Consider the following 13086-nt stretch of genomic DNA (forward strand, 5'->3'; position numbering starts at 1 on the left):
CCACGCCGTCCGCGCCGCAAGATACAACGGAACCCAACACCTCAAAGGACAGTCGTTCCTCGCATGAAATCCAAACGTTTCCTACCCCTCTTCGCCATCGCAGCTCTCTCCGTCAACGCTTCCGATCAAAGCGCCAGCTCACAACCCTCTCTCGACTACCAGATCCTGCCCCTCGCCATAGAGACCGACCCCGAATCCAAAGATCTACTAGAAGACTTCTTCATCGAGAATCCCGTAGTGAAATCCGAGGAGCCAGGTATCGAGTACAAGGTACGTATCGTCACCCCCGATCCGAACATCGACTATAAGATCCTCACCGTCTCTCCCAAATCCGATATCGATTTCAAAATCCGTATCATCGATCCCGATACCCGCAAAGAATCGAAAATCCTTACTCAACAATTACAGGACGAACTCCAGCAAAAGCTCGTCCCACAGCCTCTCCCATCAGATCCATCAAGAGAATCTGAGTAATTGTCTCCTCGCGCCGTCCCACATTGACCGAATCATGGAGGGACCGGTTCCACCCGGTCCACGCTGCAAGAACGAGCACCCTACCGACACCCTAAACCCGATCTGTAGGAAGCGGCCTTGCGCCGCGATCTCCCAACCCAATCCAATCCGCTACCTCACCATCAACTCCCGCGCCACCGCCACGGCGGCCACCACCGCCGTTTCCGTACGCAAAACCCGATCGCCCATTTCCACCAACGACCATCCCGCGCCTCTCAACAAATCCCGTTCCTTGGCAGTCCACCCCCGCTCGCTGCCAATCGCAAGCGCCAGCTCACCCCCTGCAGCCACCGCCTTACCCAATCGCATCGTCCCCTCATAGTTGTCCAAAGCCAAGCGACAGCTCACCTCAGCCACCTCCGCAACCCCCTGCTGCAGCGACATTCCCCAGCTCACTTGCGGCACCCGCGTCGTAAACGCCTGAGCCACACCCGCCAGCACATGGCGACGCCATTCCCCGCTGGACCAGAGTTTCGACTCCGCATAGCTCGGCTCCCCTCGATCCGTAGTCACGAAACGGATACTTCTCACTCCCAAGGTCGTAGCCTCGTTCAAGATCTTACGCATGGTCTGCGGCCGACTCAAGCCCACCACTAAATCGATCGGCAACAGCTCCGGCTCCGCCTCTCCCCAAGAAAACTCCAACACCAATCCCGTATCCAAGATTTCCTTTACAACCGCCTTGCCCTTCGGCCCATCCACCAAGCCCACGTCGAAATCATCCCCTACCTTCCGCCGCAGAACCTTCAACACATGCGCAGCCCGCTCATCCCCAGAGGGCAGCACACCCTCCAATTCGCTCTCCTCAAACAAAACGATATTCATAATCCAAACTCCCCAACCTCATCATCAGTGAAAATCAGTGTCCATCTGTGACTAGAAAAAGCCTCAAGCTAACTCCGCAAATTCTTCCCCGACTTCAACAAGCACCACGCCAGCACCGCCGAGATCGCCAGAAAGACCCCGCTCACCGCAAAGCAACTCGCGATTCCCACGTCCCCTACTCCCGTCATGCCATAGCGGATACCGTTCACCATGTACAAAAACGGATTAAACAGAGCCACCATCTGCCAAACGTCCGGCAGCAAGCTGATAGAATAGAAAACGCCACCCAAAAAGGTGAACGGTACCACCACGAAGTTCGGTACCAAATTCACATGCTCGAACTCCTTCGACACCACCGCCGTGGCCAAGCCAAACAAGCTAAAAGCGCAAGAGACCACCACCATGAACGCGACCGTCAGCAACGGATCGAACAAGGTGTTCGCACCGAAAGCCGCCGCGATTCCCCAAATGATCACCGAGGTCATCATACCTCGCACCAAGGAAGCCGCCGTGTAAGCGACCATGATCTGCAAGTTCGACAAGGGCGAAGCCAACAAGTCCACCACCGAGCCGTGCACCTTCGTCAGAAAGAAAGAAAAGGACGAGTTGATGAAAGAGTTGTTTATGAGCGACATCATCATCAGGCCCGGAGTCAGAAAATCCATGTATGAGACGCCGCCCATTTCGTCCAAACGGCTTCCCAAAGAAAAGCCAAATACCAGAAAGTAAAGCATGGTCGTTATCACTGGGCTCACCACGCTCTGCCCCAGAATCACCATGAAACGCTTGATCTCGCGGCGAAACAAGATCCACGCCCCATACCAGCCCGAAGCCCGCTTCGCCTCCTCCGCGGTACGACGCATTCGCTCGCTCGCGAGCACACCGTTCGCCCTCATCCTCGCCCTCCCTTCTTTGCCAAGAGCCCTTTGAAGATATCCTCCAGCGAACTGCGACCCGCTCGAATGTCTACCACTACCAAATCGCGAGCTCGGGCGAAATCCAAGACAGCTCCGACCGCATGCTCCTCCTGCGTGGCTCCGCTCCCAGAGTCGTATTCGATTCTCAATACAGACGAAGACACCTGTTCAATTCGATCCGCTTGCAGCCCCGCAAAGACGCTCGCGGCCACGTCTTCGGAAAAACTCAGCTCCACCCAACGTTTCCCCAGCTCCAGCATCAGCTCCTCCCGAGGCTGCACCCGTAGGATTTTGCCGCCATCGATGATCCCAATCCGATCCGCCAGCTGCTCCGCCTCCTCCAAATAGTGCGTCGTTAGAACGATGGTCACCCCCTCGTCCCGCAAGCCGCGAACCACCTGCCAAAGGTCCTCCCTCAGCTCCACGTCCACGCCGGCCGTCGGCTCGTCAAGAAACAGCACAGCCGGGTCATGCATCAAGGCCTTACACACCATCAAGCGACGCTTCATGCCCCCGGAAAGGCGACGAGTGTTCGTATCCGCTTTCTCATACAAGGCAAATTTCTTCAGCATGGCCTCAATCTTCAGCCGATCCGGCTTGAGGCCATAATATCCCGACTGGAAGAACAAGGCTTCCCGCGCGCAAAAGAACCCATCGAAGTTCAGCTCCTGCGGCACTAAGCCCACCAAGCGCCGCGTAATTCGATAATCTTTACGTACATCGTAGCCGCCAATTTCGATCCTGCCCTCGAAATCCTGAATCAGCCCCGAGGCGCAGCCAATCGCCGTCGTCTTGCCCGCCCCATTTGGCCCCAACAAAGCGAAGATCTCCCCCGGCTCCACCTCCAAGTCCACCGCGTCCAAAGCCTGCAGCTTCCCGTAGCGCTTCGATACCCCCCGCAAACGCAATGCCGCTCCAATTCCATTCTCCGTCATCCCCTCGACCCAAACTCCCCCCGCCCCTCCACGCAAGATCCTTGTGGGAAGCGGCCTTGTGCCGCGATCGACACTTTTGCAATTTCCCCCTTCACAGATTCCCCAAGCCTCCCCACTATCCGAAACCAACTTGGTCAATCAGCCCCTGCCAATCACGTACAGCCACCAAAAATCAGTGTCCATCAGTGTCCATCAGTGGTTCAATAAAACCCAGATCGCCCTCATAAGCGTAGTCGCCCTCCTCCTTTCCAGCTGCTCGCGTATCCCCCAAGACCGCACCGAAGACGGCCGCACCATCGTTACCCTCTGGACCAGCTGGGCTGGCACCGAACGGGCCGGCATCGACTCCGTAGTCGACGACTTCAACGCCGCCCAAGGCGATATCTTCGTCCGCACCCTCAACATCACCGACCCGCAAACCAAGATCATGCTGGCCACCGCCGGAGGAAATCCCCCCGACATCGCCATCATGAACAACCAGTTCATCGCGCCCTACGCCGAGAACAACGCCCTCACCCCACTCGACGGCCTCTGTGAAAACGCTGACATCCGCCCAGAGCATTTCGTCAAAACCTTTTGGGAAACCGCCACCTACCGCGGACGCATTTGGGCCGTCCCCCTCACCTGCTCAGTCACCACGCTGCACTACAACAAAAAGATATTTCGCGAAGTCGGCTACGATCGCCCTCCCGAAACCCTCGAAGAGCTGGAGCGTATCAACGATCTCATTACGCAAAAGCGAGACGACGGGTCCATCTCCCGCATCGGACACTTCCCTCTCGAGCCTGGCTGGTGGCGCCCCGAGTGGAGCAATTGGTTCGGCCTCGGCTCCTATGACGGGGAAAACCAAATGCTTTTCGAAGCCGAAGGCTGGCAACAAGCTGCCGACTGGCTCGCTTCCTACCACCAACGCTTCGGCAAGGACGAGCTCATCAAGCTCCGCTCCGGCTTCGGCCGCTTCTCCTCCCCGCAAAACCCCTTCTTCGACGGAAAAGTCGCCATGGTCCTGCAAGGCATCTGGATGAACCGCTTCATCGAAACCTTCGCCCCCGACGATTTCGAATACGGCGTCGCCCCCTTTCCCGCCTCCGAGGAGGCCGACATCCCCTACTTCGCCATCGCCGACGCTGACCTCGCCGTCATCCCCAAAGGGGCCGACCACGTCGACGAAGCCTTCACCTTCCTCCGCTACCTCATCGAGGATGGCGGCCTCGAGAAACTCGCCCTCGCCCACGGCAAGATGACGTCCCTCAAAGCCGTGTCTCCAGATTTCTACGACAAGCACGACCACCCCTACCTCGACGTGTTCCTCGAGATCGCCAACTCCGGCTACGCCAAAGCCCGGCCCCAGCTCGCCCAATACCAAAACTACTTCACCGACACCAACGAAGCCGCCAACTCCCTCCTCTACGGCCTCGTCACTCCCGAGGAAGGCCTCGCCCAAATCCAGTCCCGCCAACAAAAGGCCCTCGACAAGAAACAGCTCCGCTGGTCCCGCGTCGAAGCCTCCTACCAAGACCTCTGGCAACAACAGATCGACGAATCGAAAAACTAAAATCGCCCACGAAGTACACTAAGACCACGAAGGTAAACTAAACTCTAATTCGTGCCCCTTAGTGCCCTTCGTGGACGAAAAAAAAATATGACCCGTACCCAGCGCATCAATACAACCAAGGGGCTCCTCTTCATCTCCCCCTGGATCCTTGGCTTCCTCACCTTTGCCCTCTACCCACTGATCGCGACCCTGTACTTCTCGTTCATGGACTACTCGGTGCTCGCTCCTCCCGTGCCCGTCGGCACCGAAAACTACGCCGAGCTCGCGACCGATACCAACTTCATGAAGGCCGTCTTCAACACCGTCTTCTTCGCCGCCATCTCCGTCCCCCTCAACACCGCCCTCGCCTGTTTCCTCGCGGTGCTGCTCAACTTCAACGTACTCGGCAAAAGCTTCTTCCGCACCGCCTTCTTCCTGCCTTCCCTCGTCCCCATGGTCTGCCTCGGAGTCATCTGGCGCTGGCTGCTCAACGGAGAAGTCGGCCTCATCAACCAAGTCGTCGGCCCCTTCGCCGACGTCGCCAATGCCGTGCTCGGCACCACTTTCGCTACCCCCGCTTGGCTTGAGGATCCCGCCTTCACCAAGCTCGGTCTCGTCGTGGCCAGCGTCTGGGGACTCGGACACGCCATGGTCATCTTCCTCGCCGGACTCCAGGAAGCGCCCGTGGAGCTCTACGAAGCCGCCGAGCTCGACGGAGCCGGCTTCTGGTCCAAGCTCAAGCACGTCACCATCCCCATGGTATCGCCCTACATTCTCTTCAACATGATCATGGGCTTCATCGCCGCATTCCAAGTCTTCGCGGTGCCCTTCGTCATGATGGACGGCGTCAACGAGCCCCCCGGCGGCCCTGGCGGCTCCATGCTCTTCGCCGCCACCTACATTTACCTCAAAGCCTTCCAAGACTGGGAAATGGGCTACGCCTGCGCCATGGCCCTCATCTTCTTCCTCCTCGTCGTCAGCCTCACCATCACCCTCATGAAACTCTCCGAACGCCGCGTCTACTACGCCGGAAAGTAATCTTCTTCTGCTTCTCCCTCTTCGTCTTCTTCAAAAAATAGAAGCAGATTAAGATAAAGAAGCAGAAGAAGACTCGTCCGAAACATCCTTCCTAATTCAACCCTTCCAAAGTGCCTACCCACAAACTCAGCCTCCTCGGAAAGATCCTCCTCTACGCGCTGCTGGTCCTCTTCGCCATCCAGTTCGCCGCCCCTTTCGCCTGGATGATCTCCACCGCCTTCAAGCCACTGGAGGAAACCATGGCCCTGCCCCCAGTGTGGATCCCCTCCGAGTGGAAATGGGAAAACTTCAAAGAGGCCATCGATTCCATGGGCAACTTCTGGCGCTACGCTGCCAACACCCTCTACGTCGCCCTCCTCTCCGTGATCGGTTCCGTGCTTTCCAGCTCTCTCGCCGCTTACGGCTTCTCCCGCATCGACTGGCCCGGACGCGACAAAGTCTTCTACCTTTGCATCGCCACCATGATGATCCCCTTTCCCGTCATCATGGTCCCCACCTATGCCCTCTTTCGCGAGCTCGAGTGGATCGGTACCTTCAAGACGCTCTACGTCCCCTTCTTCCTCGGCAACGCCTTCAACATCTTTCTGCTGCGTCAGTTCTTCCTCGGTATCCCCAAATCCATTACAGAAGCCGCCCGCATCGACGGCTGCAGCGAACTGCGCATCTTCTGGCAAATCATCCTGCCGCTCTCCAAGTCAGCCCTGCTGGTGATCGCCCTCTTCACCTTCATGCACAGCTGGAACGACTTTTTTGCCCCCTTCATTTTCATCAACGACCAAGAGAACTACACCCTCGCCCTCGGCCTCCAAGCCTTCCAGTCCCGCCAAGGCGGCACCGAGTGGCACTACCTCATGGCCGCCAGCACCCTCATCATCCTCCCCTTGATCGTGCTCTTCTTCTTCACCCAAAAAACCTTCATCCAAGGCATCACCGCGACAGGAGCGAAGGGGTGAGTGAGAGCGTCAGTTCTAGTAGGAAGCGACCTCGCGTCGCGATTATGAACCAAAACCTCGAATGCAACGTCCGCCCCATGCCAAAGACCTTCGCAAAGGCAGATATTCGGAACCGAATGCACGTTATTTCGTAACCTTCAATACAGTAGCACCCACACCATCTATCGCTGAAGTCAGCTACTTTCAGTCACTGTCCACAGCAGTTTTCGAGATGGAAAGCGCCAAGCAACTTTCCGAAGCGTCATTCACGGTTATGCCCGACCACGTGCATCTCTTGTTCAGGCTCGGGAGCACGCTCACGCTTTCCCAAGCTATTGCTAAACTGAAACAACGATCAAGAGGGAGTGCCCGCGTGAACCCCCTCCACTGGCAAAACGGTTTCCATGACCACAAACTCAGAAACGACAGCGAACTGCATCCAATTCTTCACTACATGTATTTGAATCCTTACCGAGCGAGACTACTCGACCAGGGTTCAATTTGGCACTATGTTCACGTAGAGCCGTCTGCTTGGAATTGGATCCAGCCGCTTCTCGACAAGGATTGCCCCTATCCAGAGTGGTTGACCGATTGATCGCGGCGCAAGGCCGCTTCCTACAAAGACAATTACTAGGTAGGAAGCGACCTCGCGTCGCGATTGCCCAATGCAGGATCAATCAACCTGATCCTCCAGCATCCCCCTACTGCCCCAACACCACACCTGGCAGCCAAGTCGTCAAAGCCGGCCAATAGGTAATCAGCAACACGCCCACCACAAAGACCACTAACATCGGCAGGGCCGCTCGAATCACCATGCTCATGGGCTTCTCGAAACGGTAGCTGGCCAAGAACAGGTTCATGCCGATCGGCGGGGTGATGTATCCAAGCTGCAAATTCGCCAAGAAAATGATCCCCAAATGCACCGGATCGATCCCAAAGGCCGCGCCCAGCGGAACAATCAAAGGCACGATGACGATGATGGCCGAGAAGATATCCATCAAGCAGCCAACCACGATCAGGAACAGATTAAGCAGCAACAGGAACACCAGAGGCGACTCGATATTCTCCGTGGCCCACGTAACCAGCTGGTCCGGAATCATCTCCGTCACCAAGTAGTTGGTGAAGCCCATAGCCACCCCGAGAATCAAGAGCACGCCGCCCACCAGCAAGCCGCACTCCGCCATCACTCCAGGAAGCTCCTTGAGCATGTAAACCTTACGCACCACCTTAGCGTCCACGATATAGAGTATCATCGCGTAAAAGGCCGACACCGCTGCCGCCTCCACCGGAGTCGCGTATCCACTGAACAAGGCAAACAGAGCCACCACCGGCAGCAGCATTTCACCCGTCGCTCCCCACGCAGCCTTGCCCAGCTCCTTGGCCCAGACTCCTAAATCCAAACCTGCCCCATCAGGCGAAGCCGCCTTCTTGGGTTCCCGCAAAATCCCGTATCCAATTGTCAATACAAGCAACAGGGTACCCGGCAATAGCCCTCCGAGAAATATCTGCTCTAGCGAAATGCTCACGCGAGAGGTGGACGCCACCACGCTGTACAAGATGAGCGGCAAACATGGCGGAAACAGCACCCCCAGCGAACCCGCTCCCGTCAGCAAGCCAATGCTGCGTCGGTCTCCGTAACCCGCAGCCAACAGGACCGGCATCAGCAGACCGCCCAGGGCCAAGATCGTAACCCCGCTGGCGCCCGTGAATACAGTGAAAAAGGTACAAACCAAAACCGTTACGATCGCCGGTCCCCCCCGCACCCGCCCGAAGAGGGCATTGATCAAGCGAATCAAACGTTGCGAGGACTGCCCCTGAGCCAAGAGGTATCCCGCGAGCGTGAAGAGCGGCAGCGTCACCAGCATGGGACTCTTCACCAAGTCGTATAAATTCAAGGCGAGGATCGGCCCCACCTCTTCCGGCCAATAACCACCCCAACCCCAGAACAGCACCAGAGCCGCGCCCGCCAAGGTCACGAAAATCGGAGCCCCCAGAACCGTAGCGATCAGAACCACAATCAGCAGCGGCCAAACGAAGCCGCTCACTTCCTCGAACTCGTAGAAACCAAAATAGAACAAGCCGGCGCTCACTACGATGGGGATCAGGCGGAGCCACCAACGATCTCCCGACTGCCAAATAAGCCGCAAGGTCAGCATGAAGAAGCCGAAAGGCAAAATCAGCTTGGCCCACCAAAGCGGGAACCCCGGGAACAGCTCCCCTTCCCGATCCGCAAACTCGCCAAATATGTACGCCCAACTTCCGGCAAACAAGGAAGCCGATACGAACACCGCCACCGTGCTGCTAATGTTCTTGGCCGCGGCCGCATACCCAGATTTCAAATACGCCGTAAAGGTGGAAAGGGAAAGCAAGCGAGCTTCGCGAGCCGCGATAACGCCGCCCACCATTGCCACGAATAGAACCAAGTGCTGCTGGATCGCAGAATTGCCGGAAATGCCCGAATCAAATTGACGCATCACGATCTCCAGAAGCGGCAAGAGCATCATAGCCCCCAAAGCGATCGCGATGGACCAGTTTTCCAGCCGGTTGAAAACCGCCAAAACCGGATCCCACCACTTGCGGGAATTCACCTCGGGATCGTTTGAGCCAATTTCTTCAGACACGCCCAACATGCAAGCCAGCCGCCCTATTGAAGCAAGGGGAAAGCATGGGGGCCGGCCATTCTATCGACAGCGCAACGTGCAGCAAAGGCAGGGTTGATCGCTGAGCTTCACGATCCTAAAAACTTAGACGCTCATAGAGCATATCTTTGACCGTAGGCTTGCAGCTTGCTGTAGACGGCAGTGCAGGTTCATCGACACGTCAACGCTTCGCCCTAAACACCATGAACAAGCCCCATCTCCTCTGCCTCAAACTACTGCTTATCAACGCCTTTGTTTGCACGCAAGCAGCGGACAACCCCACCCCGCTCGAGTGGACGACCACCCAGGACCACCAGAACATGATGGAGCAACTCGGCATTACCGAGCTACGCCCGGGGCGCAACGGCTGGGCCCAAGCCGGCGAACCAAACGCCGCCAACTACGACGAGTCCCAAGCCAATCCCTATCCCGACCTTCCCGAGCTCCTGGTCACCCTAGACGGTTCTCCCGTCGCGACTGCCCACGCATGGCGAACCATTCGACGCCCCGAGCTCATCGCCGCCTTCGAGTCGGAAGTCTACGGACGCATCCCGCAAAACGTGCCCGAGGTCGATTGGCGCATCGAACACAGCTACGAGAACCTCACCGTGGACAGCATTCCCGCCATCGCTCAAAGACTTGCTGGGGTGGTCGACAATTCCGCGTATCCAGAAATCGATGTCAGCATCGACGCAACCTTGGTCCTCCCCCAGAAAATGGACAAGCCCGCCCCCGTGCTCATCATGTTCGGCTGGAAACCACTGGAGTTTCCAGACGATGCTACGACCGCCTTCACCCTCGATGGCACTCCTTCACGCTTCAACGAAGACCCGCCTTCCTTCAGCCAACTGATCGCCGCCGGCTGGGGCATCGTCTACTTGATCCCGACCTCCTACCAAGCCGACAACGGGGCCGGGCTCACCCGCGGCATCATCGGCCTCGTCAATAAAGGACAGCCCCGCCAACCCGACGATTGGGGCGCCTTGCGAGCTTGGGGCTGGGGCGCCTCCCGCTGCCTCGACTACCTGGAAACGCGGCCAGAGGTGAACGTCCGCCAAGTCGGCATCGAAGGCGTTTCCCGCTACGGCAAAGCCGCCTTGGTCACCCATGCCTTCGACGAACGTTTCGCCGTCGGCTTCATCGCCTCCTCTGGCGCCGGCGGAGTCGCTCTGCATCGACGCAACTTCGGCGAGTCCACCGAAAACCTTGCCAGCTCCGGCGCCTACCACTGGTTCGCCGGCAACTATATCAAGTACGCCACGGAAAAATCCCGTTTCGGCCGCATGACCCCCGACAACTTACCGGTCGATTCCCACCAGCTGATCGCCCTCTGCGCTCCGCGCCCCACCTTCGTGAGCTACGGCATTCCGGAGAACGGCGATGCCCTTTGGTTGGACCAGCAAGGCAGCTACATGGCCACGGTGGCCGCCTCTCCGGCCTTCGCATTGCTAGGCGCCCAGGGCCTCGGCGAAACGAAAGACTATCGCACCGCCCCCTTGCCGCCAGTCAACCAAGACCTGCTGGATGGAGAGCTCGCTTGGCGTCAACACGACGGCGGCCACGAATCCCAATCCAACATGAAACACTTCCTCCGCTGGGCGGAGAAGAAGATGAGGTAGGGCCCGCTGTCTCAGCGGGCCGGTAGGAGCGACCTTGGTCGCGATTCGGAAATATGTGATCCTGCAATACGGACGACGTGGAAGTCGTCCCTCCACATCGCGTCCTGGAGGGACCGGTTCCACCCGGTCCGCAACTGTAGGATTAACTGCTGAAGCTCCGCGCTCCCCTCCCTACGCTTCCTCGTCGCTTCCGAATATCGCGTCGACGTAGTTGTCGATTCGATACTCCTGCAGATCTTCCGGCTTCTCGCCGAACCCAAGGAAAAAGATCGGCAGCTTGAGCTCGCGGTAGATTCCTACCAAAGCGCCGCCACGGCTGGTGCCGTCGAGCTTGGTGACTACCAAACCGTCCAAGCCAAACTTTTCGTTAAACACGCGGGCCTGCTCGATGGAGTTGGAACCTAGGCTGCCGTCCACGACCAACAAACTGTAGTGCGGAGCCGCTTCATCGTGCTTCTGCAGGACGCGGCGAATCTTCGCCAGCTCATCCATCAAGTTGCTCTTGGTATGCAAGCGGCCTGCCGTATCGATGATCAAGGTATCGTGACCACGAGCCTTAGCCGCTTGGTAAGCGTCGAAGGCTACCGCCGCGGAGTCCGCTCCGTGCTGACCGGCAATGATGTCGAGCCCAAGGCGTGACGACCACTCCTTCAATTGCTCGATGGCTGCCGCGCGAAAGGTATCGCAAGCAGCCACCATGGGATTGCGGCCATCCTGCTTGTACTGGTGGCCGAGCTTGGCCGTGGTAGTCGTCTTGCCGGAGCCATTCACCCCGATCAAACAGATCACCGTAGGCGATCCCTCCACAAATTGGATACGCCCTTCCGAACCGTCGAGCACCCGCTTGAGCACGGAGGAACCGATGGCGGCGACATCCTTGCCGCGCAGTTCCTTATCCTTCTTGTAGGCTTTCTGCGTTTCCTCGATGATTTCTTCGGTGGTTTCGTAACCGAAGTCGGAAGCGAAAAGCGCTTCCTCGAGCTCTTCGATGGAATTGGCGTCGAGCTTTTTGCGACCGAAGATCCCGCCTGTCTTTTCAGCGATGCTCTTGGCTGACTTGGCGAGGCCTTGCTTGAACTTCTTGAAAATCGATAGCATTGGATCCCTATCTAAAAACTAAGCGTATCCGTAAAAAAACTACTCCCAGCTGGCCGTACGGGAAGGACGGTCGAGACCGCCCTTGAGCTTGTCCAAGATTCCGTTCACGAAGCGGCGGGACTCGGCGGTGGAGAATTCCTTACTCAGGTCGATCGCTTCATTGATGGTGACAACCGGCGGAATGTCCTTGCGATAGAGCAGCTCGTAGACTGCGAGGCGCAGGATGGCGAGGTCGATCTTGGCGATGCGGTCGAAATCCCAGTTCTTGGCCAGCGACATGATCTTGTCGTCGATCTCCGCGGAGTACTCGATGACGCCGTGCACTAACTCTTCTGCAAAGTTATAGTAGTCACGCTCTTCCTCGAGGCCTTGGAAGAATACGGTCAAGTCATCGGACAAATCGTTGGGACGATTGATCGACCAAGCGTAGATGTATTGCATCGCGGCGACGCGACACTGACGGCGTTGAGATTTTTTTCCCTCGGACATGTCTTAAAGATAGTTGCGGCGCAGCTTCGCCATTTCCAGAGCACATTGCCCAAATTCCGATCCCTTGGGGATCGATCCGATGCAGCGCTCGCGCACTTGCTCCTCGTTCTCTCCCACGATCAGGCCAGCGACTACAGGCAATCCCGACGTTACAGCCACCTGCTGAAGCCCATGGTTCGCGGAATCGGAAACCATCTCGTAGTGGCGCGTTCCACCGGCGATGACCACGCCGAGAGCGATGACCGCATCGAACTTGCCCGTATCTACCAAGAACTTGGCCGCGACCGGCAACTCGTTGGCTCCGGGGACGCGTTCCACGACGATTGCGTCGTCCGCCACTCCCGCCTGTTTGAGGGCGGCAAGGGCTCCGTCGAGCAAGCCCGCGACATACTCCTCGTTGAATCGGGCTGCAACGACACCGATCCGGAAGTCGGACCCGTCGATTTTCAGCGCGGATGGCGATAGTTGGCTCATAATAAGAACAAGTTAAGAACAGCTACGTGAGAGGAAGGGCAACTTGGCTCCCTCCCTAGTCTTGTAAAGGCAA

The 13086-nt window shown here is 57.6% G+C and carries 13 protein-coding genes; 6 read left to right on the forward strand and 7 right to left on the reverse strand.

Annotated features, from left to right (window positions below):
* The first annotated feature begins 63 nt into the window (after positions 1–63).
* A complete protein-coding gene (locus IEN85_RS01930) occupies positions 64–474 on the forward strand; it encodes a hypothetical protein (protein ID WP_191615385.1) in 411 nt (136 codons plus the stop codon).
* 150 nt (positions 475–624) lie between these two features.
* Here IEN85_RS01930 and IEN85_RS01935 read toward each other — a convergent pair whose 3' ends face one another.
* From IEN85_RS01935 to IEN85_RS01945, 3 genes are all read right to left on the reverse strand, one after another.
* A complete protein-coding gene (locus IEN85_RS01935) occupies positions 625–1338 on the reverse strand; it encodes an RsmE family RNA methyltransferase (protein WP_191615386.1) in 714 nt (237 codons plus the stop codon).
* 68 nt (positions 1339–1406) lie between these two features.
* Positions 1407–2234, reverse strand: a complete 828-nt coding sequence (locus IEN85_RS01940) for an ABC transporter permease (protein ID WP_191615387.1) — start codon at positions 2232–2234, stop codon at positions 1407–1409.
* The gene (locus IEN85_RS01945; protein WP_224772401.1) at positions 2231–3190 is read right to left on the reverse strand and encodes an ABC transporter ATP-binding protein; all 960 of its coding nucleotides are present in this window, start codon (positions 3188–3190) and stop codon (positions 2231–2233) included. The genes IEN85_RS01940 and IEN85_RS01945 overlap by 4 nt, the downstream gene beginning before the upstream one ends.
* Before the next feature lie 175 nt (positions 3191–3365).
* Between IEN85_RS01945 and IEN85_RS01950 the strand changes: the two genes are divergently transcribed.
* The 4 genes from IEN85_RS01950 (at position 3366) to IEN85_RS01965 (ending at position 7289) form a co-directional block, all read left to right on the forward strand.
* Positions 3366–4745 carry an ABC transporter substrate-binding protein gene (locus IEN85_RS01950; RefSeq protein ID WP_191615388.1) on the forward strand — a complete coding sequence of 460 codons (1380 nt, stop codon included), beginning with the start codon at positions 3366–3368 and terminating at the stop codon, positions 4743–4745.
* 87 nt (positions 4746–4832) lie between these two features.
* A complete protein-coding gene (locus IEN85_RS01955; RefSeq protein ID WP_191615389.1) occupies positions 4833–5762 on the forward strand; it encodes a carbohydrate ABC transporter permease in 930 nt (309 codons plus the stop codon).
* A 110-nt stretch (positions 5763–5872) separates the two neighbouring features.
* The gene (locus IEN85_RS01960) at positions 5873–6715 is read left to right on the forward strand and encodes a carbohydrate ABC transporter permease (protein ID WP_191615390.1); all 843 of its coding nucleotides are present in this window, start codon (positions 5873–5875) and stop codon (positions 6713–6715) included.
* Between the two features lie 61 nt (positions 6716–6776).
* Positions 6777–7289 (forward strand): REP-associated tyrosine transposase, encoded by a 513-nt coding sequence (locus IEN85_RS01965; RefSeq protein WP_191615391.1) that lies wholly within the window; start codon positions 6777–6779, stop codon positions 7287–7289.
* 106 nt (positions 7290–7395) lie between these two features.
* Here IEN85_RS01965 and IEN85_RS01970 read toward each other — a convergent pair whose 3' ends face one another.
* The gene (locus IEN85_RS01970) at positions 7396–9315 is read right to left on the reverse strand and encodes a TRAP transporter large permease (RefSeq protein WP_191615392.1); all 1920 of its coding nucleotides are present in this window, start codon (positions 9313–9315) and stop codon (positions 7396–7398) included.
* Between the two features lie 221 nt (positions 9316–9536).
* Between IEN85_RS01970 and IEN85_RS01975 the strand changes: the two genes are divergently transcribed.
* Complete coding sequence (locus IEN85_RS01975) at positions 9537–10952, forward strand: glucuronyl esterase domain-containing protein (protein ID WP_191615393.1); 1416 nt, start codon at positions 9537–9539, stop codon at positions 10950–10952.
* Positions 10953–11123: 171 nt separating this feature from the next.
* Here IEN85_RS01975 and ftsY read toward each other — a convergent pair whose 3' ends face one another.
* Genes ftsY through ribH form a run of 3 tightly spaced genes read right to left on the reverse strand, consistent with a single transcriptional unit; the run spans position 11124 to position 13013 of the window.
* Positions 11124–12050, reverse strand: a complete 927-nt coding sequence (gene ftsY / locus IEN85_RS01980; RefSeq protein ID WP_191615394.1) for a signal recognition particle-docking protein FtsY — start codon at positions 12048–12050, stop codon at positions 11124–11126.
* Positions 12051–12089: 39 nt separating this feature from the next.
* Complete coding sequence (nusB, locus tag IEN85_RS01985) at positions 12090–12539, reverse strand: transcription antitermination factor NusB (RefSeq protein ID WP_191615395.1); 450 nt, start codon at positions 12537–12539, stop codon at positions 12090–12092.
* 3 nt (positions 12540–12542) lie between these two features.
* Positions 12543–13013, reverse strand: coding sequence for a 6,7-dimethyl-8-ribityllumazine synthase (ribH, locus tag IEN85_RS01990; protein ID WP_191615396.1), 471 nt, complete (start codon positions 13011–13013; stop codon positions 12543–12545).
* Between the last annotated feature and the right edge of the window lie 73 nt (positions 13014–13086).

Source organism: Pelagicoccus enzymogenes (genome assembly GCF_014803405.1).
GTDB lineage: Bacteria > Verrucomicrobiota > Verrucomicrobiia > Opitutales > Opitutaceae > Pelagicoccus > Pelagicoccus enzymogenes.

Coding starts and splice junctions, on each gene's coding strand:
- IEN85_RS01975 (WP_191615393.1), top strand. CDS start 9,537: ATGAACAAGCCCCATCTCCTCTGCCTCAAACTACTGCTTATCAACGCC.
- IEN85_RS01955 (WP_191615389.1), top strand. CDS start 4,833: ATGACCCGTACCCAGCGCATCAATACAACCAAGGGGCTCCTCTTCATC.
- ftsY (WP_191615394.1), bottom strand. CDS start 12,050: ATGCTATCGATTTTCAAGAAGTTCAAGCAAGGCCTCGCCAAGTCAGCC.
- IEN85_RS01945 (WP_224772401.1), bottom strand. CDS start 3,190: ATGACGGAGAATGGAATTGGAGCGGCATTGCGTTTGCGGGGGGTATCG.
- IEN85_RS01935 (WP_191615386.1), bottom strand. CDS start 1,338: ATGAATATCGTTTTGTTTGAGGAGAGCGAATTGGAGGGTGTGCTGCCC.
- IEN85_RS01965 (WP_191615391.1), top strand. CDS start 6,777: ATGCAACGTCCGCCCCATGCCAAAGACCTTCGCAAAGGCAGATATTCG.
- IEN85_RS01940 (WP_191615387.1), bottom strand. CDS start 2,234: ATGAGGGCGAACGGTGTGCTCGCGAGCGAGCGAATGCGTCGTACCGCG.
- ribH (WP_191615396.1), bottom strand. CDS start 13,013: ATGAGCCAACTATCGCCATCCGCGCTGAAAATCGACGGGTCCGACTTC.
- IEN85_RS01930 (WP_191615385.1), top strand. CDS start 64: ATGAAATCCAAACGTTTCCTACCCCTCTTCGCCATCGCAGCTCTCTCC.
- nusB (WP_191615395.1), bottom strand. CDS start 12,539: ATGTCCGAGGGAAAAAAATCTCAACGCCGTCAGTGTCGCGTCGCCGCG.